The organism is Blautia sp. Marseille-P3087, assembly GCF_900120195.1.
Classification (GTDB): domain Bacteria; phylum Bacillota; class Clostridia; order Lachnospirales; family Lachnospiraceae; genus Blautia_A.
The window spans coordinates 1,277,373-1,298,648 of record NZ_LT635539.1 but is presented as its reverse complement, the minus strand read 5'-3'; the positions used below and the strand labels follow the sequence as shown (position 1 = coordinate 1,298,648).

The 21,276-nt window shown below is 42.0% G+C and carries 22 protein-coding genes; all 22 read left to right on the top strand.

What is annotated here, in order from left to right; genetic code table 11:
* Positions 1 to 93: 93 nt before the first annotated feature.
* The 22 genes from BQ7344_RS06290 (at position 94) to BQ7344_RS06185 (ending at position 21,276) form a co-directional block, all read left to right on the top strand.
* Positions 94 to 1,104: a LacI family DNA-binding transcriptional regulator gene (locus BQ7344_RS06290; protein ID WP_072521884.1), complete on the top strand. Its 1,011-nt coding sequence runs from the start codon at positions 94 to 96 to the stop codon at positions 1,102 to 1,104.
* A gap of 151 nt (positions 1,105 to 1,255) precedes the next feature.
* On the top strand, positions 1,256 to 1,819 hold the full coding sequence (gene hxlB, locus BQ7344_RS06285) for a 6-phospho-3-hexuloisomerase (RefSeq protein WP_227196660.1): 564 nt from the start codon (positions 1,256 to 1,258) through the stop codon (positions 1,817 to 1,819).
* A gap of 75 nt (positions 1,820 to 1,894) precedes the next feature.
* The gene (locus BQ7344_RS06280) at positions 1,895 to 2,944 is read left to right on the top strand and encodes a substrate-binding domain-containing protein (protein ID WP_072521883.1); all 1,050 of its coding nucleotides are present in this window, start codon (positions 1,895 to 1,897) and stop codon (positions 2,942 to 2,944) included.
* A gap of 166 nt (positions 2,945 to 3,110) precedes the next feature.
* Positions 3,111 to 4,592, top strand: a complete 1,482-nt coding sequence (locus BQ7344_RS06275; RefSeq protein ID WP_015542096.1) for a sugar ABC transporter ATP-binding protein — start codon at positions 3,111 to 3,113, stop codon at positions 4,590 to 4,592.
* 20 nt (positions 4,593 to 4,612) lie between these two features.
* Positions 4,613 to 5,638: an ABC transporter permease gene (locus BQ7344_RS06270; protein WP_072521882.1), complete on the top strand. Its 1,026-nt coding sequence runs from the start codon at positions 4,613 to 4,615 to the stop codon at positions 5,636 to 5,638.
* Position 5,639: 1 nt separating this feature from the next.
* Positions 5,640 to 6,608 (top strand): ABC transporter permease, encoded by a 969-nt coding sequence (locus BQ7344_RS06265; RefSeq protein WP_072521881.1) that lies wholly within the window; start codon positions 5,640 to 5,642, stop codon positions 6,606 to 6,608.
* A 35-nt stretch (positions 6,609 to 6,643) separates the two neighbouring features.
* Positions 6,644 to 7,588 (top strand): ribokinase, encoded by a 945-nt coding sequence (locus BQ7344_RS06260; RefSeq protein ID WP_072521880.1) that lies wholly within the window; start codon positions 6,644 to 6,646, stop codon positions 7,586 to 7,588.
* Positions 7,588 to 8,262, top strand: coding sequence for a ribulose-phosphate 3-epimerase (gene rpe / locus BQ7344_RS06255; protein ID WP_015542100.1), 675 nt, complete (start codon positions 7,588 to 7,590; stop codon positions 8,260 to 8,262). The genes BQ7344_RS06260 and rpe overlap by 1 nt, the downstream gene beginning before the upstream one ends.
* 4 nt (positions 8,263 to 8,266) lie before the next feature.
* Entirely contained in the window at positions 8,267 to 8,833 is a 567-nt protein-coding gene (gene hxlB / locus BQ7344_RS06250; RefSeq protein ID WP_072521879.1) for a 6-phospho-3-hexuloisomerase, read from the top strand.
* 9 nt (positions 8,834 to 8,842) lie between these two features.
* Positions 8,843 to 9,469 (top strand): 3-hexulose-6-phosphate synthase, encoded by a 627-nt coding sequence (gene hxlA / locus BQ7344_RS06245; RefSeq protein ID WP_072521878.1) that lies wholly within the window; start codon positions 8,843 to 8,845, stop codon positions 9,467 to 9,469.
* A 12-nt stretch (positions 9,470 to 9,481) separates the two neighbouring features.
* The gene (hxlB, locus tag BQ7344_RS06240; protein ID WP_072521877.1) at positions 9,482 to 10,039 is read left to right on the top strand and encodes a 6-phospho-3-hexuloisomerase; all 558 of its coding nucleotides are present in this window, start codon (positions 9,482 to 9,484) and stop codon (positions 10,037 to 10,039) included.
* A gap of 17 nt (positions 10,040 to 10,056) precedes the next feature.
* Positions 10,057 to 10,719 (top strand): HAD family hydrolase, encoded by a 663-nt coding sequence (locus BQ7344_RS06235; RefSeq protein WP_072521876.1) that lies wholly within the window; start codon positions 10,057 to 10,059, stop codon positions 10,717 to 10,719.
* 218 nt (positions 10,720 to 10,937) lie between these two features.
* Positions 10,938 to 12,452 (top strand): citrate/2-methylcitrate synthase, encoded by a 1,515-nt coding sequence (locus BQ7344_RS06230; RefSeq protein WP_072521875.1) that lies wholly within the window; start codon positions 10,938 to 10,940, stop codon positions 12,450 to 12,452.
* A complete protein-coding gene (gene trpS / locus BQ7344_RS06225; protein ID WP_072521874.1) occupies positions 12,453 to 13,523 on the top strand; it encodes a tryptophan--tRNA ligase in 1,071 nt (356 codons plus the stop codon).
* Between the two features lie 247 nt (positions 13,524 to 13,770).
* Positions 13,771 to 14,136 carry a BMC domain-containing protein gene (locus BQ7344_RS06220; RefSeq protein WP_072521873.1) on the top strand — a complete coding sequence of 122 codons (366 nt, stop codon included), beginning with the start codon at positions 13,771 to 13,773 and terminating at the stop codon, positions 14,134 to 14,136.
* A gap of 10 nt (positions 14,137 to 14,146) precedes the next feature.
* On the top strand, positions 14,147 to 14,578 hold the full coding sequence (locus BQ7344_RS06215; protein ID WP_072521872.1) for a BMC domain-containing protein: 432 nt from the start codon (positions 14,147 to 14,149) through the stop codon (positions 14,576 to 14,578).
* A 19-nt stretch (positions 14,579 to 14,597) separates the two neighbouring features.
* Positions 14,598 to 15,128, top strand: coding sequence for a EutP/PduV family microcompartment system protein (locus BQ7344_RS06210; protein WP_072523373.1), 531 nt, complete (start codon positions 14,598 to 14,600; stop codon positions 15,126 to 15,128).
* An 82-nt stretch (positions 15,129 to 15,210) separates the two neighbouring features.
* Positions 15,211 to 16,203: a Gfo/Idh/MocA family protein gene (locus BQ7344_RS06205; protein WP_072521871.1), complete on the top strand. Its 993-nt coding sequence runs from the start codon at positions 15,211 to 15,213 to the stop codon at positions 16,201 to 16,203.
* A 320-nt stretch (positions 16,204 to 16,523) separates the two neighbouring features.
* Entirely contained in the window at positions 16,524 to 17,573 is a 1,050-nt protein-coding gene (locus tag BQ7344_RS06200) for a Gfo/Idh/MocA family protein (RefSeq protein WP_072521870.1), read from the top strand.
* Positions 17,570 to 18,484 (top strand): sugar phosphate isomerase/epimerase family protein, encoded by a 915-nt coding sequence (locus BQ7344_RS06195; protein WP_072521869.1) that lies wholly within the window; start codon positions 17,570 to 17,572, stop codon positions 18,482 to 18,484. Before BQ7344_RS06200 ends, BQ7344_RS06195 begins: the two co-directional genes overlap by 4 nt.
* An 85-nt stretch (positions 18,485 to 18,569) precedes the next feature.
* Positions 18,570 to 19,628: a substrate-binding domain-containing protein gene (locus BQ7344_RS06190; protein ID WP_072521868.1), complete on the top strand. Its 1,059-nt coding sequence runs from the start codon at positions 18,570 to 18,572 to the stop codon at positions 19,626 to 19,628.
* Between the two features lie 148 nt (positions 19,629 to 19,776).
* A complete protein-coding gene (locus BQ7344_RS06185; protein ID WP_072521867.1) occupies positions 19,777 to 21,276 on the top strand; it encodes a sugar ABC transporter ATP-binding protein in 1,500 nt (499 codons plus the stop codon).

The following is a 21,276-nucleotide window of genomic DNA, read 5'->3' as shown; positions in this document are numbered from 1 at the left end:
AATGACGGAACCTGTTGACAAACTGATTTGCTTATCCTATAATACCAAATATAGAAACCGGTTACATTTGCGGAGTGATCTGGAGGACAGCGTATGAGTAACTTGACGATTATGGATATTGCAAGAGAAGCAGGTGTTTCCAAAGCAACTGTTTCCAGAGTAATAAATAATTCAGGAGCAGTAAGCCCAAGGACAAAAGAACGGGTGTTGGAGATTATTAAAGAAAATAAGTTTTCTCCATCTGCTACTGCACGTAATCTTTCAAAAGGTACTTCATCAGCAATCGGTTTTGTTGTCCCGGAGATAGATAACCCTTTCTTTGGTGAGATACTTCGGGGTGTAACAGAAATCACAGACAAAAATAATCTGACACTGATCTGTTGTAACACAGACGATGAACGGGAGAAAGACCGCAGGGCACTGGATCTTTTCAAAGAGAACCGTGTCAGAGGAATCCTGTATACACCAGCGGTTGATTACACGGACAAGAAAGACCGGAAGAATCTGATCCGGACATTTGATGAAATCAATGTACCGGTGATCGTTATGGATCGAAATATCAATCTTCCAAATGTAGACGGAGTTTATTTCAACGATTATCAGGGTATATATGAAGCAACGAAGGCGCTGATCGGGGCGGGACATACAAAGATCGGAATCATAAATGCTGATCTTGAAAAGCCTCTGGCAAGAGACAGACAGAAGGGATTTACAGAGGCCATGGAGCAGGCCGGCATTCCAATCAGAGAAGATTATATTTTTGCAGGCGATTTCCATGCAACAAAATCATACCACTTATCCAGAGAGCTTCTGTCTATGGAAGACAGACCGACGGCAGTGATTACATGTAATAACCGCACGACGTTGGGATTTCTGAAGGCATTGTCAGAGAGGGGCGAATCAGTACCGGATGATATCGTATGTTTCGGGCTGGATCGTATTGAAACGCTGGAGCTTCTGGGGAATAACTACAATTTTATTGAACGTGATGCCATGAAGATGGGACGTGAAGCAATCAAACTTCTGATCAACAGAATGGCATTTCCGGACAGACCTAAAATGGAAGTGGTTTTGGATACGAAACTAATTATCAATAAATTATAAAAAATATATGCAAATACGGAATTATCTTATTTACATATAATTTTTACACAAAATAGAAACCGGTTACACAATTAAATAAAACAAAAAATGCTGTAAAATAAGCGTTTTTTCACATGAAATTGGAAACGATTTCAAAACAGGAGGTATAAAAGTGAAAGACAGATTTAAAGAACTGAGCACACAGTGCATGAAAGAACTGACAGAAGTATTTGAACGCATGGATGACTCAAATGTAAGAGAACTTCTGGAAGAGATTAAAAAGACACCGAGAATTTTTCTTCTGGCAGCAGGACGTGAGGGACTTGCAACAAAGTCTTTTGCAATGAGACTGATGCATCTCGGCAAAGAGTCTTTCTGGATATGGGATGATACAACTCCATCCATAGGAGAGGGCGACCTGATGATCTGTGCATGTGGTTCCGCAAATGTAGGACATGAAAACTATGTGGCAGATATGGCAAAGAAGAATGGTGCAAAACTTGCACTGATCACACCTTCTTCTGAAGGATTTTTACTTTCCATTGCAGATATGGTAGTAAATGTTCCGGCAGCAGCTTATAAGGCAGTAGGAGATTTCGTACCATCCGAGCAGCTGATGGGAAATCTGTTTGAGCAGACATTATTTATTTTCTACGACATTCTGGTAATGATGCTTCGTGAAGAAATGGACATCAAACCGGAAGAGATGGTCGCACGCCACAGAAATGTGGAATAACTGAGAACCCTTTGGGGAAACGCGGTAAACGCGGTTTTTACAATTATAAACTTTCAATTAAAAGGAGGAAGCAACATGAAAGCAAAGAAGGTAGCAGCAGTAGCATTAACAGCAGCCATGACCGTATCAATGGCAGCATCTGTGAATGTATTCGCAGCAGACGGATATGATCCGGCAGATTTCAAATCCGACAAAGATTCATCCGAATGGACAATTGCAGTTGTAACAAAAGACAACACAGCAAACTGGTTCAAACGTATGGAAGTTGGAGTAAATGAGTTCGGCGAAGAAACCGGAATCAACGTAATCCAGAAAGGACCTGCAAATGCAGACGCAGCGTCTCAGGTTCAGGTTATTGACGATATGATCAACCAGGGTGTTGACGCTCTCTGCGTAGTTCCGATCGACCCGGGCGCAATTGAAGCATCCCTGAAAAACGCAATGGACAAAGGTATCGTTGTTGTAACACATGAAGCATCCAACCAGGTAAATACACTGTATGATACTGAAGCATTTACAGCAGAGGATTTCGGTGCAGCTCTTATGGATGCACTTGCAGCTGACATGGGCGAAGAAGGAAAATATGCTGAAATGGTTGCTTACACAACAAGTACTACACATATGGAATATGCAAATGCAGAGAAAAAACGTCAGGAAGAAGCTTATCCGAACATGGAACTGATCAATGACGGCGCTGTTCCGACATGTGAATCTGAAGAAAGTATTGATACAGCTTATGAGCGTGCAAAAGAAGTTCTTAAAGCTAACCCGGATCTGAAAGGATTCACAGGTGTTGCTTCTACTGACTGCCCAGGTATCGCAAAAGCAGTTGAAGAACTTGGTCTTGATGTAAAAGTTGTTGGTGTTGGTACTCCTAACGAATTTAAACCATATGTAGAATCTGGCACAATCTCCACAATCAAACTGTGGGATCCAAAAGATTCCGGATATATCATGTGCAAAGTTGCTTCCATGATTCTTGGCGGCGAAACAATTGAAGAAGGCGCAGATCTTGGTCTTGACGGATACAACAGCATCACAATCAGCGAAGGCGATAACAAGTGCATCATCGGACAGGCTGACCTTACAATCACAAAAGACAACATTGATGACTATGACTTCTGATTTTCGAATCAGTCAGTAACCCGTAGATAAGTAAATTTATGCATATTGTTACAGTTCAGACCGTAAATCTGGACTGTAACAATATTTTTGCAAAAAATTCAGGAAAAAACCAAAAATTCCATTAGTTTTATTCGTTTAAATAGGAAAGGAAAGGCAGGATGATAGGATGGAAAATATTCTTTCAGTAAAACAGATAAAGAAGTCATTCGGCGGAGTACATGCATTGAAAGGGGTTGACCTTACAATCAAAAAAGGCGAGACACATTGTCTGGCAGGAGAAAATGGTTGTGGTAAGTCAACAATAATCAAGGTAATCTCCGGATTTTATAAACCGGACGGAGGAAGTATCGAAGTAGACGGAAAAGCGTATCCGGTTATGACACCGGCAGAAGCAATCAAAGCAGGAATCCAGGTAATTTATCAGGATTTTTCCATCTTCCCAAACCTGACTGTTATTGAAAACCTGGCATTCAATCAGGTGCTTGCTAATAAGAAAAAATTCGTAAACAAAAAAGAATTCAGAAGAATTGCAGAAGAGGCAGTTGCCAAGATCAATTTTGATGTAGATCTGGATGCACTGGTAGAAACACTTCCGGTTGCAGACAAGCAGCTGATCGCCATTTCAAGAGCGCTTCTTGACAATGCAAAACTGATCATCATGGATGAACCGACAACAGCTCTTACCAAAAAAGAAGTAAAACGTCTGTTTGAGATCATTGCACAGCTTAAAGAAAATGGCGTAACAATTCTTTTTGTTTCTCATAAGCTGGACGAGGTATTCGAAATCTCTGACAGTATTACAATCATGAGAAACGGCGAAAATGTCATCAGTTGTCCGACTTCAGAAATGACAGAAGAGAAATTTACTTATTATATGACCGGACGTCATTTTGAGGACAAACAGGATGATACAGGTGAAAAGAAAATCGGAAAAACTGTTCTGGAGGTAGATAAATTATCTGCTCCGGGATTTGAAAATATCAGCTTTGATCTTCATGAAGGAGAAATCCTCGGAATTACCGGACAGCTGGGATCAGGACGAACAGAGCTGTCGCTGGCTCTTTCCGGAATGCTGAAACCAACAGAAGGAACCATCAAACTGGAAGGCAAAGATGTAAACTTTAAATCTGTAACTCAGGCACAGAAGATGGGGATTTCGCTTGTGCCGGAAGACAGACTGACAGAAGGCCTGTTCCTTCCACAGTCTATTGTAGACAATATCACAGTTACCAGACTGGATGATATCGCGACAGCAGGCGGAATTGTAAATAAAGACAAAGTCCTGAAAGAATCTGCAGACTGGGTTAAAGATCTGGGTGTTGCAACAAAAGACCACACTTTCCCGGTAGCAACACTTTCCGGTGGTAACCAGCAGAAAGTTGTGCTGGCACGTGCACTTGCAACAAGTCCGAAGGTTCTGATCCTGAACGGACCGACCGTTGGTGTTGATATCGGTGCAAAATACGATATTCACAATCTGCTTAAGAAACTGGCAGCACAGGGTATGGCCGTTATCGTTGTATCCGATGATACTGCAGAAGTCATTGCCACATGTGACCGTGTTGTGATCATGCAGGGCGGATGCATTACAGGAAGACTTGAAAAATCTGAACTGACTGAGCAGAATCTTGCTGCGGCAGCAAACTAAGGAAAGGGAGTGAAATATAAATGAAAGGATTCAACTGGAAAAAAATCACCAAACAGTCCGAATTTTATGTATTTCTGATCATTGTTGTTTTATCAGTCATTATTCAGATTCGTTCCGGATTGTTTTTTGCAAATAACAATATTGTGGATATCATGAGATCCATGATCGTACCATGTATTTATGCTTTATGTGCGTTTCTCGCATTTATCAGTACAGGACCAGATGTTTCGTTCCCTCTGATCGCTGCACTGAGCAGTTACCTTGCAATTACTATTACATACAAAACAGGATATGACGGACCTTGGATCGTAGTATTTATCATTGGTATGTTCTTTGGAGCTCTGATGGGAGCTTTCAACGGATTTATCATTGTAAAATACAAATTCTCGAGCCTGATCGTAACACTTGGTACTTCATCTATTTTCAGTGGTCTTCTCCTTGGTGCATTCGAGGCAGAACGTATGGATCTTCCGGATACACTTCAGAGATTTGGAAAAGTGTCTCTGCTTACCGTAAAAAATGCAAAAACAGGACTTGGATCTACTCTTCCGATGACGTTTCTGCTCATGGTAGTACTTTACATTATTGTATATTTCGTCCTGAATTATACGATGGTTGGCCGAGGCGTATATGCTATCGGTGGTGATGAGGTTTCAGCAGAAAGAGCCGGATTTGCCGTAAAGAAAATCCGTTTTGGCATTTTTGTCGTAAATGGTATGCTGGCAGCAGTAGCTGGTCTTTCCTATGCAGTTATGTCCATGAGATATCTTCCGACTGAGTATTCAGGTGCAGAAATGGATGTTATCGCTGCAATCATTCTTGGTGGTACAAGACTGAACGGTGGTGTGGGAACTCTGAAAGGATGTATCCTCGGTACCTTACTTCTTACCATGGTATCAAACAGTCTGATCCTTCTCGGAATCTCTGTTTACTGGCAGAAAGTATTTATCGGTGCGATCATTATCATTGGTACTGCAATTTCCGTAATGCAGAGCCATAATGTAAAGATCGGCAAGGCAAAAACAGGAAAGAAGGAGGCAGCATAAAATGAAAAAAGCAAAAAAGATTGATGGAAATATTTTAAGACTGCTTGCTATTTTTGTTATCATCATTGCAGTTTCCGGTATTACAAAAGGAACAAGTTTCCTGAATGTAGGCAATTTACAGTCCATGGCAAAGACACTTACCGAATATGGTCTGATGGCGGTCGGCTGTGGTATTACAATGATTTCCGGAGGTATCGACCTTTCTACTGTTTATATTGCAAACCTTTGTGGAATCGTTGCCGGTCTGACCATGAATGAGTCAGGCTCCAGCATTGTAGTTGCAATTATCGTAGCACTTATTGTTGGTGCTGCCTGCGGTATCTTCAACGGATTCCTTGTATCTGTACTGAAAATCCCGGCAATGCTTGCAACACTTGGTACTTATCAGTTATACATGGGTATCGCGATCGTAGCCTCCAAGGGAAGTACTGTAAGCGGCGTGCCGACTGTATACAGCTCTTTTGCATACATGACAGTTGCAGGAATCCCAATGCCGTTTATCGTATTCATCCTTATGATCGTTGTTATTTCCTTTATTATGGGAAAAACAAAATTCGGCAAACGTGTACATCTCGTAGGAACAAATGAAAAGGCATCTAAGTTTGCTGGTATCAATAATGTATCTGTTCTGATCCGTGCATACATGCTTTCCGGTATCGTATCAGCAGTTGCAGGTCTTCTGAGTCTTTCCAGAATCAACTCAGCAAAAGCCGATTTTGGTAGCAGCTACACAATGCAGACAATCCTTATTTCAGTACTCGGCGGAATTAATCCGGATGGTGGATTTGGTTCTATTCCGGGTGTTGCAATCGCAGTTCTGATTCTTCAGATGCTGTCTTCTTATCTGAATATGTTCCCGAGCATCAGTAACTACTATCGTGACCTGATCTGGGGAGTTGCACTGATCGCAGTTCTTATCATGAACTTCACGATCGAGAAGAGAAGAATGGCAAAATTAAGCCAGAAATAAGGCTGAGCATTCAGTTACAGAAAATGGAGGATAATATGAAGCAACCTAAGATTTTAGTTGTGGGAAGCATCAATATGGATCTTTTTGTGGAAGGTGCAAATGCAATTCCGGGATACGGAGAATCCATTCGATGCAGACATTATGGTTATGCTCCTGGCGGCAAAGGCTCTAATCAGGCCTTTGCCGTTGCTAAACAGGGAGCGGACGTTGTATTTGTAGGCTGTATTGGAGATGATGAAAACGGAAAACAGGTAAAAGCATCTCTGGATAAGGCCGGTGTAAATACAGATTATCTGGTGATAGATCCTGAGACACAGACAGGACTGGCACTGATGCTGCTGGATGATCGGACTGGCAGATATGTATCCTATGTAGCGATGGGCGGTAATGATCGGTTAAGTCCGGATGCTGTCAGAAAAGCAATGGATGAAAATGAATTTGATATGGTAGTCATGCAGCTTGAAATGCCGCTTGAAACAGTTTACCAGACCTATGAATTGGCCAGGGAAAAAGGAATACCGGTATTTCTGGATGCAGGGCCGGCTATGAAGATTCCGCTGGAACGATTAAAAGGTCTTTTTATTTTATCGCCAAATGAAGCAGAAACAGAAGCCCTTACCGGAATCTGTATCGACAGCAATGAAAATGCGCTCAAAGCAGCAAAATGGCTGTATGATGAGGTAAGTCCTCAGTATGTCATCCTGAAGATGGGAGAAAGAGGTGCTCTGCTTTATAATGGAACAGAGGCAAAATTTATCGAGTGCTTTAAGGTAAAAGCAGTAGATTCCACAGCAGCAGGAGATACTTTCGGTGCTGCACTGGCAATCAGACTCTGCAAAGGCAGCAAGATTGAAGATGCGATTCTTTTTGCACATGCAGCAGCAGGCATCTGCGTATCAAGACTGGGTGCACAGACATCCATACCGACAGAGGAAGAAGTAGAGAACTTTCTGACAGAAAGAATTGGAGGTGTACTGTAATGAGAAAAGGTTATGTTTCACCTTCGCTGATGTGTGTGGATCTGATGAATGTGCAGAGCGATATTGAGAAACTTGAAAAAGTCGGTGTGGATTATTTTCATGTTGACATGATGGATAATCATTTTGTTCCGAATATCACATTGAGTACAGATTTTATTAAAGCATTAAAGAAGATCAGCAAAACACCGCTGGACATCCATATGATGATCGAACATCCGGAGCAGACTATCCCCGAACTGACCTGCTGTGACGAAAATGATATTATCTGTATCCACTATGAATCAACACTTCATCCGCAGAAAGTACTGGCATCCATCAGAGCGATGGGGGTTAAAGCCGGAATAGCAATCAATCCGGCGACACCGGTATGTGTACTGGAAGACATTCTTCCGGATGTGGACATGGTTCTGTGTATGACAGTAAATCCCGGATTTGCGGGACAGAAACTGATCCCGGCAACTCTGGATAAGATTACCAGAATACGTAAATTACTGAATGAAAAAGGATATTCCGAAGTACTGATCGAGGCAGACGGAAACGTAAGCTTTGAAAATGCAGTTAAAATGCATGCGGCCGGAGCAGACATATATGTTGCCGGCACATCCAGCATTTTCTCAAAGGCAGGCACACTGGAAGAAAATCTCGAAAAATTCAGAAAGATCATAGGAGAATAAAAATATGAAGGCAGAAGATTATGCAGAGTCTGCAGCACTTGTGATAGAAGAATGCACTAAAGCACTGAAAGCAATTGAGCCGGAAAAAGTTCTGGAATATCTGGAAATGCTCACAGTGGCAAGAAAGGTATTTTTTGTAGGCGTAGGCAGAGTGCTTCTGTCACTCGAGGCAATGGCAAAAAGATATGCACATCTTGGCATTGATACAGTGATCGTCGGACAGATCACCGAGCCGGCAATCACAAAAGATGATGTGTTGATCGTTGGTTCCGGAAGCGGTGAGACCATGTTTCCGGCAGGAATTGCAGGAAAAGCCAAAGCAATCGGGGCCAAAGTGATTCATATAGGAAGCAATCCAGACAGCGGACTGAAAGATGTGGCAGATTTATTTGTGCGTATTCCGGTTGAAAGCCGTGCAAAAGCACCGGATGAAATCCATTCTGAACAGCCTATGACATCACTTTTTGAACAGAGTCTTCTTCTTTTCGGAGATACGACAGCGTTGATGCTTGTGAGGGACAAACATCTGGAACTTGACAAACTTTGGGAATACCACGCAAATCTTGAATAGGAGAAAAACATGAAATTACAGATTGCATTGGATGATGTTACTTTGGAAGGTGCTTTGGAACTGGTAAAAAAGGTCAGAGATTATATTGATATTATTGAGATCGGCACACCTTTTGTATACGAATATGGAATGCAGGCTGTCCGGACTATGAAAGAGCATTTTCCGGACAAAGAGATACTGGCTGATATGAAGATCATGGATGCCGGTTATTATGAGGCAGAAGAAGCGCTGAAAGCAGGGGCGGATTATGTTACAGTACTTGGTGTAACCGATAATCTGACGATACAGGGATGCAAAGAGGCAGCAGAAAAATACGGTAAAGAAATCGTTGTTGATATGATCTGTGTGGAAAACATGGAAGAAAGAATTGCAAAACTGGAAGAGATTGGTGTCCATGGACTCGCTGTTCATACAGGCACAGATCAGCAGGCAATCGGAAGAACGCCTCTGGACGATCTGAAGGTCATGAGTGCCGCAGCCCAAAAAGCAAAGATCTCTGTTGCAGGCGGCATCCATGCAGATACAGTAAAAGATTATATCGAATATCATCCTGATGTGCTGATCGTAGGAGGCGGCATCTGCCATGCAGAGGATCCGGCAGCGGCAGCAAAAGAAATTTATATGCAGTTACAATAAAAGGAGACGGTCATGGCAGAGACTATTTTAAAGAGTATACTTCAGGAACTTACAGAAAATGAAAAAAGAGTTTCACAGGATGAAATGGAGAAATTTGCCGACGCGATCCTGAAAGCTGACAGAATTTTTGTTGCAGGTGCAGGACGTTCCGGATTTGTGGCACGTGCTTTTGCCAACAGATTGATGCATATGGGTCTGACTGTATTTTTTGTCGGAGAACCGACAACACCGGCGATTAAGGCCAGTGATCTTCTTGTTATCGGCTCCGGAAGCGGAGAGACAGGAAGCCTTGTGGTAATGGCACAGAAGGCAAAGAAGATTGGAGCATCTGTTATTACAGTTACCATACATCCGGAAGCTTCGATCGGAAAACTTTCCGAGGCGTGGATCTGCATTCCGGGTGCAACCCCAAAGAGCAATCTGGAAGATACGGTGAAGTCTGTACAGCCTATGGGAAATGCTTTTGAGCAGATGACCTGGCTTGTATACGATGCCGTGATCATGATCCTGATGAAAAAAACAGGAAGAACAGAAGAAGAAATGTTTAAATTGCATGCGAATCTTGAATAAAAACAGGCAGGAAAGATATGAAAGCAATCATTTTTGACATGGATGGTGTCCTGATAAATACAGAACCACTGCATTTTAAGTGCTGGAAAATTCTTATGGAAGAAGATGGAATAAATCTGACGTATGATATTTATAAGCCATGCATCGGTTCGACAAGAGAATATCTGATACAGTTGCTTGAAGAAAGATTTGGAAAATTAAAAAGAGATCCGGATGAACTTCTGAAAAAAATGCAGCAGAAGAAAAAAGAAATTGTTGAGCGTGATGGTTTTCCTTTTCTTTCAGGGGTGAAAGAAGCTGTAAGTAAACTTAAAGAGGCAGGGTATATTCTGGCTGTTGCATCTTCCTCTCCCACAGATGTAATAGAAGAAACTCTGAATGTACTGGATGTACGTGATTGTTTCCAGAGCATAACAAGCGGCAGGGAAGTTGCCGAGCCAAAACCGGCACCAGATGTATTTCTGCGTGCAATGGAAAAACTGGGGGTAAGCCCACAGGAATGCCTGATCATTGAAGATTCTACAAATGGCGGAAGGGCAGCAAAAGCCGCCGGAGCAAAATGTGTATGGTATCATAATCCGGACTCCGGTGATCAGAATATTCCATATGCAGAGCTGGAGATTGGTGAATGGAATGTAGAAAATGTCAATAAGCTCATTAAGATTATGAAAGAAAACTAATGGTGCTATGGATACCGGCGGAAGATGAAAATCTATCCACCGGTATTTTTGCGCTGTAAAACTTTTTAATATGAAAGTTTTCTGCGTATATCTATTGTATTTTTATGTATATTCGTGTAAAATGAAAGCAATTTAGCTTTGTAAAGTATGAACGCGTGATACACCTGAAGAAATATAAGTGTCACGGGAGAATAGTGCGAGATGGAGGAAGAGAGAAAATGGCAGATCATGAAATGATGAATCTTGAAGAGATGGGCAGCCTGCGGGACAGCATGGAACTGCTTGGGGAAGAGCTGATGAATGGTCACCGGATCAACCCGAATCTGTATGTAGAATATGATGTAAAAAGAGGTCTCCGTGACTCAGCAGGTAAAGGTGTCCTGACAGGACTTACCGAGATTTCTGATGTCACAGGATATGATCTGGTAAATGGGCGTAAGATTCCGGCACACGGCAGACTTTATTATCAGGGATATAATGTAAACGATATCGTAGATGGACTGAAAGACCGCAAATTCGGCTTCGAAGAGACAATATATCTTTTATTATTCGGAAGACTTCCTTCTGAAAAAGATATGCAGATATTCAAAAACGTTATGGAAAACTTCGAAACACTTTCAGGACGTTTTGTTCGAGATGTTGTTATGAAAGCATCCAACAGTGATATCATGAATGCAATGCAGAGATGTATTCTGACATTGTATACCTACGATTCAAAAGCAGAAGATATTTCCGCAGAGAATGTTCTTCGTCAGAGTATTGAGATGATTGCGAAGCTTCCGCTCATTGCGGTATATTCCTATCATTCCTACAGACATTTCCGTAAAGATGAGACGCTGTTTATCCGTAATCCTCAGAGGGGATTGTCCCTCGCGGAAAACATCCTTCTGATGCTCCGTCCGGATGGCAAATACACTGAACTGGAAGCGAAGGTTCTGGATATTGCACTCATTCTTCATGCAGAGCATGGTGGTGGTAACAACTCTACATTTACTACGCATGTAGTTACTTCATCCGGCACCGATACGTATTCTTCTATTGCAGCATCCATCGGTTCTCTGAAGGGACCTCGTCATGGTGGTGCAAACCTGAAAGTGCAGAATATGTTCGAGGACATCAAGGCAAACGTAAAAGACTGGTCCGATGAGAAAGAAGTGGAAAATTATCTCCGTAAGATCCTTGATAAAGAGGCATTTGACCATACCGGTCTGATCTATGGTATGGGACATGCAGTTTATACACTTTCCGATCCACGTGAAGTGATCCTCAAGAGATTTGCCAGAGAACTTGCTCAGGAAAAGGGCATGATGAAAGAATTTGCATTGTATGAACTGGTAGAACGTCTGGGTGGAAGACTTGTTATGGAGCAGCGCAGACTTTTCAAAAATGTCTGTGCAAACGTAGACTTTTACAGCGGTTTCGTATATACTATGCTTGGAATCCCAAAAGAGCTGTTTACTCCGATTTTCGCCATTGCGCGTATTCCTGGATGGAGTGCACATCGTCTTGAAGAAATCCTTAATGCAAGCAAGATCATCCGTCCTGCATACAAATACGTAGGACATCATGCAGGTTTTGTTCCGTATGAAGAAAGAACACCGGAAGAAGGCTGTGAGGAAGTTTTGAGAGATCTGGAAAAAGGAGCAGCAACAGAAGCAGCAGGAGAAACGGGAGAAAATACTGAGAAAGAGGCGCCTGAAGCTGCAAAAGAGCGCTCTGAGGAGAAGGAATAAATGAAACAGGTAATTTTAACAGGGGATCGTCCTACCGGAAAACTTCACGTAGGACATTACGTAGGATCACTGAAGGAGCGTGTGAAGCTTCAGAATTCCGGTGATTACGATGAAGTTTATATTATGATCGCTGATGCACAGGCACTGACGGACAATGCAGAGCATCCGGAAAAAGTACGTCAGAATATCATTCAGGTTGCACTGGATTATCTGGCATGCGGAATCGATCCGGCGAAATCTACGATTTTTATCCAGTCCATGGTACCGGAACTGACAGAGCTTACATTTTATTATATGAATCTTGTTACAGTGGCACGTGTACAGCGTAACCCTACCGTAAAATCCGAGATTCAGATGAGAAATTTTGAAGCCAGCATTCCTGTTGGATTTTTCTGTTACCCGATCAGCCAGGCAGCAGACATCACCGCTTTCCGTGCAACACATGTACCGGTTGGTGAGGATCAGATGCCGATGATCGAGCAGTGCAAAGAAATTGTACACAAATTCAATACTGTTTACGGTGAGACACTGACAGATCCGAAGATCGTGCTTCCGTCAAATAAGGCATGCTTCCGTCTGCCTGGTATCGATGGCAAAGCTAAAATGAGTAAATCTCTCGGCAACTGCATCTATCTTTCTGATGAAGAAGCCGATGTTAAGAAAAAAATCATGTCCATGTTTACCGATCCGAATCATCTTCGGGTACAGGATCCGGGACGTGTGGAAGGCAACCCGGTATTTATTTATCTGGAAGCATTCTGCAGGGATGAATATTTCCCGGAATTCCTTCCGGAATATCAGAATCTTGAAGAACTCGAGGATCATTACCGCAGAGGCGGTCTTGGCGATGTAAAAGTCAAGAAATTTCTGAATAATGTTATGCAGGCAGAGCTTGGCCCGATTCGTGCAAGACGTAAAGAATGGGAACAGCGTATCCCGGATGTACTTGATATCCTGAAAGAGGGAAGCAAGGTTGCACAAGCAAAAGCAGCTGAGACACTGAATGATGTTAAGGCATCTATGCGTATCAACTATTTTGACAGTGACCAGTCTGATATGTACCAGAAATAAAATTCCATATCACTACATGAATGAAATATAATAGATACAATATTAAGCAACTGTTTTGGACAACTATCTGAAACAGTTGCTTTTTTGACTTTGTAGAAACATAAAAAGAAAAAAGTGTTGTTTTATGTGGATTTTATTTTGAGGAAATGTTGTTTTGTGCTGATTTAAAGGAAAATTACCTTGACTTTGTATTAACAAAATAGTACAATTTAGTATAAGGCATTATAGCGAAAGTGAGGAGCTGTCAATGGCAAGTGAACATAGCGATAAGATCAGAATCGTACAGGAGACGGTAGCAGGTAAGGAAATTACCTTTGCGCATGTAATGGGCGGCCCGGCTCCGATCATATATCAGAAACTCGGACTGAATCCGCAGGTGGATTATGGTTCATCTGCAATCGGGATCATGAATATGACACCGTCAGAATCAGCGGTTATCGCGTCAGATATTGCAGTAAAGAGCGGTAACGTTTATCTTGGATTTGCAGACCGTTTTACAGGAACCATGATTATTACGGGAGAGATTTCCGATGTCATGTCTGCGATGACAGAAGTTGTGGAGTATTTCCGTGATACGCTGGGATATGTAGTCTGTGACATCACGAAGAGATAGGAAGTACAGCATGGAAGAACGTATAACGAGAGAGGAACTTCTCGAGAGACTGTTTCATGACGACTATGAAAATCTTAAAGGAAAGAAACTTCGACTGACACGGGTACGGGTTCCGGGTAAATCCCTTGACTTTGCACATGTATTCACTCCATCGGATGGTTCTGTTTATGAGAATCTTGCGCTTCATATCGGAGTACATGAAGGCGAAGACCACAGAGGAGAAACTATCGGGATCATGCGTGTGACACCGTGGGAGGCCATTGTGGTTGCGACGGATGTGGCGGTAAAGGCTGCACATGTTGAAGTTGGATTTATGGATCGTTTCAGCGGAGCACTGATCATAACAGGCGGGTTCTCTCAGGTAATGACAGCAGTTGAAGAAGTTGTGAGATTTTTCCGCGACGAACTACATTTTGATGTCTGTGAGATCCACAGAAGCTGAAACAGGACAGGATGACAGAATGAAAAAAATCTTTTTAATGGGACGAAGTGAGGCGGGCAAAACTTCTCTGACACAGGCACTGAAGGGAGAAGAGCTGCACTATCACAAGACTCAGTATACAAATACAAAAGAAGATACGATCGATTCTCCGGGTGAATACGCGGAGTCCAAGCATTTCAGTGTGGGACTTGCGTGCTTTTCTTTTGAGGCCGATGTCATTGCAATCGTGCAGGCGGCAAACGAGCCTTTTAACCTGTTCAGCGATGGCAGCAGAAACTTTCTTCTGAGACCGCTGATCGGAATCATCACAAAGGTGGATTCTCCTCACGCCAATCTTCCGATGGTACGACAGTGGATGGAGAACATGGGATGTGAGCAGATTTTTGAAGTCAACAACGTAACACGTGAGGGAATTGATGAGCTGATGGAATATCTGAAAGATGATCTTCCGAAGCTGACACTTGAACAGGCTAAGTTCAAGCAGAGCCTTGGACTGAACGAATGGCAGCCATTGCCGGAAGGTGTGGAATATCCGGAAAATATTCGATAAGACATGACAGAGAGACATACAGAGATGTGTGTCTTTTTTTATCAGAAAGTCAGGCAGAGACGGGAAAGGAGAAACAGATATTATGCATACTACTATTGGATTTGCAACGATCGGAACGAGTAAAATTACACAGAAATTTTTAAGTGCAGCAAAAGAATGTGAAGGATTTAAGCTTGTAGCGGTATATTCCCGTGATATTAAAAAGGCAGAACAATTTGCCGGGGAGCAGGGAGCAGAGCGGTTTTATGACAGTCTGGACATGCTTGTGGCAGATAAGGATGTGGAGGCGGTTTATGTTGCCAGCCCCAATTATATGCATTATAAACATGTGATGAAACTTCTGAAAGCAGGTAAGCATGTATTTTGCGAGAAAGCAATTGCATCTAATCATGCAGAAGCAGAAGAAATGTTCCGTACAGCGCAGGAAAGACATCTGGTGCTTCTGGAAGCTGTTCGTCCGGTCTTTGATCCGGGAATGCAGGCGATAAAAAATAGTCTGTATAAGCTGGGCGCAATTCGAAAAGCGAATATTTCTTATTGCCAGTATTCCAGCCGATATGACAGCTTCAAAGAAGGACAGGAGCACAATATATTCAGCAGAGAATGTTCCGCCGGGGCATTGATGGATATTGGCGTTTATTGTGTGCACACACTGCTGTACCTTTTGGGAATGCCGGAGAAGATCAGTGGTTTTGCCGTTATGCTTCGAAGTGGTGTGGATGGGGCAGGAGATATCCTCGCGAAGTATCAGGACAAGATTGCAGAGGTATCGTATTCAAAGATTACAGATTCCAGCCTGCCAAATGAAATTCAGGGTGAGAATGGAATGCTTCTTTTTCAGGGGACGAATGACTGTCCGGAAACAGTCAGGATTGTTTACCGGGACGGAACCGAGGAAGTTCTTTATCACAGAGAACCATTGAATGACATGAAATATGAGCTGGAATATTTTATAAAAATGATCCGAAGGGAAGAAAAAGCCGAAAGTCATACAGAACGTTCACTGAATGCCATGAAACTTATGGATGAACTGAGACGGCAGTGTGGTATTACGTTTCCGGCGGATGAGAGATAATGGAATATATGCGAAATCAGAAAAGATCTTGTGGTGATTAAACCATGAGATCTTTTTTATGTAATAGGAAATTACTCCGTAATGTTCCTGTTACATAAAATCGCTCCGCGAGGATATGTGAAAGAAATGAAAACTTTTCAGAAATAAAACATAAAATATGGTAATAAATATCAAAAATAAATAATAAAAAGATGCAAAACATAGAAAAAATATACGTATAGCATAAAAATATTGACCGTATTTATGAAAAATGATATGTTTTATATGAAAAATGAAACGAAAAATGAAAGAAAAAATGAAATCATAAAGGGGGAGATAAGATGGTGAAAGTCGGAATTATAGGCTGTGGAAAGATTGCACAGGTTCGTCATATTCCGGAATATCTGGATAATCCGAATGCAAAACTGACTGGCCTTTATGATCTGAATCTGCAGCGTGCAAAAGACCTTGCTGAAAAATATAATTGCAAGTCTTATGAAAGTGTTGAGGAAATGCTGGCAGATCCGGAAATTGATGCAGTCAGTGTATGTGTGGCAAATCATGTACATGCCGAGATTACGATTGCTGCATTAAAAGCAGGAAAACATGTACTTTGTGAAAAACCGATGGCAACAAAATTAAAAGACTGTCAGATGATGGTGGATACAGCAGAGCAGATGGGTAAGAAACTCATGATCGGACAGAATCAGAGATTTGCCAAAGCTCATGCAGAAGCAAGAAAACTCATCGAACATGGAGATATCGGTAAGGTTCTTACTTTCAAAACAACATTCGGACATGGCGGCCCGGAAACCTGGAGCGTAGATGCTGGCCCACAGAACTGGTTCTTCGATAAAAAGAGAGCTGCTATGGGAGCTATGGCAGACCTTGGTGTACATAAGACAGACCTTATCCAGTACCTGCTTGATGATACAGTAGAAGAAACAACTGCGAAAGTGACGACACTGGATAAGAAAGACAGTAATGGAAATCTGATCGGTGTAGATGACAATGCAATCTGCATTTACAGAATGAAGAGCGGAATCATCGGAACGATGACCGCCAGCTGGACTTATTATGGTGAGGAAGATAATTCCACGATTATCTATGGAACAGAGGGAATGCTCAAGATTTATCATAATCCGAAATATTGCATCGAACTGATCCGTAAAGACGGTGGAAAAGTTTTCTACGACATCGACCAGATTCAGACAAATGATAATCAGACAAAATCAGGAATCATTGATGCGTTTGTAGAGTCTGTAGAAAATGATATAGAACCTGCTGTTTCAGGAAAGAGTGTCCTGAGTGCAATGAAAGCTATTTTCGGCAGTCTGAAATCAAGCGAGCTTGGAAGATCTGTTCGCGTGGATGAGGAGGAATTAGAGTGAAGATAGGATTAGTCAGTGCAATACTGGAAGATTACGATTTCAAAAAGATGATCGATACGGTTTCTGAGATCGGTTACGAATGTGTGGAAGTTGCATGCTGGCCGAAAGCAAAAGCAGAGCGCAGATACGCGGGTGTCAGCCATATTGATGTAGCAAATCTGGGAGACAAAGAAGCAGAAGAAATCCTTTCTTATTGCAAAGAAAAGAATGTGGAGATTTCCGCGCTGGCATTTTATCCGAACACCATGGACGGAAATCTGAAAAAAAGAGCTGCCAACATCGAACACTTATATAAAGTGATCGATGCAAGCAAAAAACTCGGAATTAACCTTGTTACAACTTTTATCGGAAGAGACCAGACAAAAACAGTAGAAGAAAATCTGGAGCTGGTAAAAGAAATCTGGATTCCGATCGTACGTTATGCAGAAGAAAAGAAAGTGCGCATTGCGATTGAAAACTGTCCGATGCTTTTTGACGGAGATCAGTGGCCGGGTGGACAGAACCTGATGACAACACCAGTGATCTGGAGAAAAGTTTTTGAGATTCTGGACAGTGATTACATCGGAATCAATTATGATCCGTCTCATTTTGTATGGCAGATGATTGATTATATCCAGCCGCTTTATGAGTTTAAGGACAAAATTTTCCACGTGCATTACAAAGATATCAAGCTTTTCAAAGACAAACTGAAAGAGTGCGGTACGATGGCATATCCGCTTCAGTATATGAAACCGAAACTTCCGGGACTGGGAGATGTAGACTGGGGCAAATACGTGTCCGCATTAACAGACATTGGATTTGAAGGATATACATGCATAGAAATCGAAGACAAATCTTTTGAAGGATCCGAAGAAAGAGTGCTGGACAGCCTGAAGCTTTCGCTCAGATACATGAGACAGTTTGTGATCTGAAAAATAATTGAAACATTAAATAATGAAATAATGCGGAGAAGCCGCTTATTAAAAACAAAAACATTCCAAAAGGAGGAAATGAATTATGAAGAAAACAGTAGTTTGCATGCTGATCGCTGCTATGACAATGGGTAGTATGGTTACTCCTGTATTTGCAGATGGAGATGGAGATGCTACACACATTTATGTGCTGACAGCTCCGGAAGATCATGGCTGGACCGGCTCCGTAGCAACATTTGCAAAAGAAAAAATTGAAGAAGTAAATGATGATGGCACATACAGTGCAGAACTGATCACATCTGCAGATGCAGCAGAGCAGATCGTTAACATCGAAGATATCATCGCAGCAGGTGAAGACAACATTGCAGTTGTAATTCAGCCAATCGATGACACTGTTCAGTCTGCAATCCAGCAGCTGGTTGATGCAGAAATCCCATACGTAGCATTTGACCGTATCATCGATGGTGTGGCTGACAGCGCAGTATCCAATGTAAAAGGTGACAATGAAGGTATCGGAGCAGCATGTGCAGCTTACTATACAGAGCAGGGTATGAAACCTGGTGATGCAGTTTATGTATATGAAGGAGATACTTCTTCTGTAACAACTCTCCGTGATGAAGGATTTACAAAGTATCTTACCGGAGAACTGGAATACGATGGAAAAACAATTGCAGACGATGCAAAATGGTCTGAAGACGATCTGAAATCTATCACATATTCAGGTGCTATGAACTGGAGCCGTTCTGATACAAAGACAGCCTATGAATCTCTGCTCGGAGATGCATCCAACGCAGATATCAAATGGTTCTATGCAGAAGACGATGAACTTGCAATGGGTATCCTTGAAGCTCTTCAGGGCGGCGGAATCGACGATGCAACAAAAGAAAAATTCCTCGGAAATACACCTTATCTGACAGGCTGTGGCGGACTGGATGAGCTTTATGCAGTACTTCGTGGTGAATCCTTCACAGATATCGCAGATCAGTTTGGTGGTATTGTATCTGTAACTTACAGCCCTGCAATGATCCAGACAGCAATCCAGGATATGGTTGATTATCTGGATGGAAAAGATGTAGAACAGGATCACGTAATTGCCTGCGAAATCGTAAATAAGGACAACGTAAAAGATTATCCTTCTTTCTAAATCGAGCATTTTTTGTGATATAATTCTTTTTAATAAGACAGAAATGGCGAAGGGAACTGAAAAGTTCCCTTCTGTCAGATAATTAAGTGAATGTGTATCAGAGCAGTGTATCAAAAAGTCCGACAGACCGGGCGGGGAGGCGAGAATTATGAGTTTATTGCAGATGAGGAATATCTGTAAGTCCTTCAGTGGGATTCCTGTACTGAAAAACGTACAGCTTACAGTAGAACAAGGAGAAGTGCATGCACTTCTCGGTGAGAATGGTGCGGGAAAATCAACACTTATGAATGTTTTGACAGGTGTATTTCCGCGAGATAAAGGCGAAATCGAATTTGATGGAACCGAATTAAAAAATATTACGATCAGGCAGTCCGAAAATATGGGAATTGCTTTTGTACATCAGGAATTAAATTTGTTTAATGATCTGAAAGTTTATGAAAATATATTCCTTCAGAAAGAATACACAACAAAACTGGGCCGCCTGGATAAGAAAAAGATGATTCAGGAGGCAGAGAGACTGTTTCATGAACTGGGAGTGGATATTGATCCGACACAGCAGGTTTCCAAACTGAAAACGAGCCAGAAACAGTTGCTTGAAATATCAAAAGCGCTGTTTTTTAAAGCAAAACTTCTGATTCTGGATGAGCCGACAACATCCTTAAACAATGATGAGGTGGCACATCTGTTTGAAATCGTAAACAATTTAAAGAAAAAGGGAACTTCCTTTATCTTTATTTCACATAAAATGCCGGAGATTTTCCGTCTGTCAGACCGATATACCGTATTCCGAAACGGAGAATTTATAGGTTCTGGAAATATCAAAGATACTACACCGGAAGACGTTACACGTATGATGGTTGGGGAGAAATACTCGGATCAGGATGTATACGAAAAACGACCACTCGGCGATACGATCCTGGAACTGAAGAATTTCAGCGGAGAAGGTTTTCGCAATATAAATCTGACGGTAAAAAAAGGCAGCATCGTCGGACTGACCGGACTTCAGGGTGCCGGAAGCAGTGAACTGATGCAGTGTATGTTTGGTGTGACGAGAGCCTACAGCGGCGAAATGCGTGCAATGGGTAAAGTCATGCGGGATCATTCCATCCATACAGCAATGAAAGACCAGATTGCTATGCTGGCATCCAACAGAAAAGAAAATTCTGTAATTCCGGATATGAGTATTCTGGAGAACATGTATCTGTCAGAACATACGCTTTCTGCATGGAAACCGGCTATCTCCAAAAAGAAAGAGATTAAAAATTACAAAAAATATAAAGAAATGCTGAATATCAAGGCAAATTCCTGCGAAGACCTGATCACTTCCTTAAGTGGTGGAAATCAGCAGAAAGTTTTTCTTGCACGCTGGCTGAATACAGATGCGGAAATCCTTCTTCTGGATAATCCGACACAGGGAATAGATGTAGGCGCAAAAGCGGAAATCTACAAACTGATCCTGGAACTTGCAAAGCAGGGCAAAACGATTCTGATCAATACTTTGGAAATACCGGAGATTCAGAAGGTTGCCGATTACTGTGCAGTATTTTATAACGGAGAAATCATTAAGATTCTGGAACATCAGGAAATCGACGAGATGACAGTTATGATGTATTCAACAAATGCAGCACAGGCAGAGGAGGGAAAATAA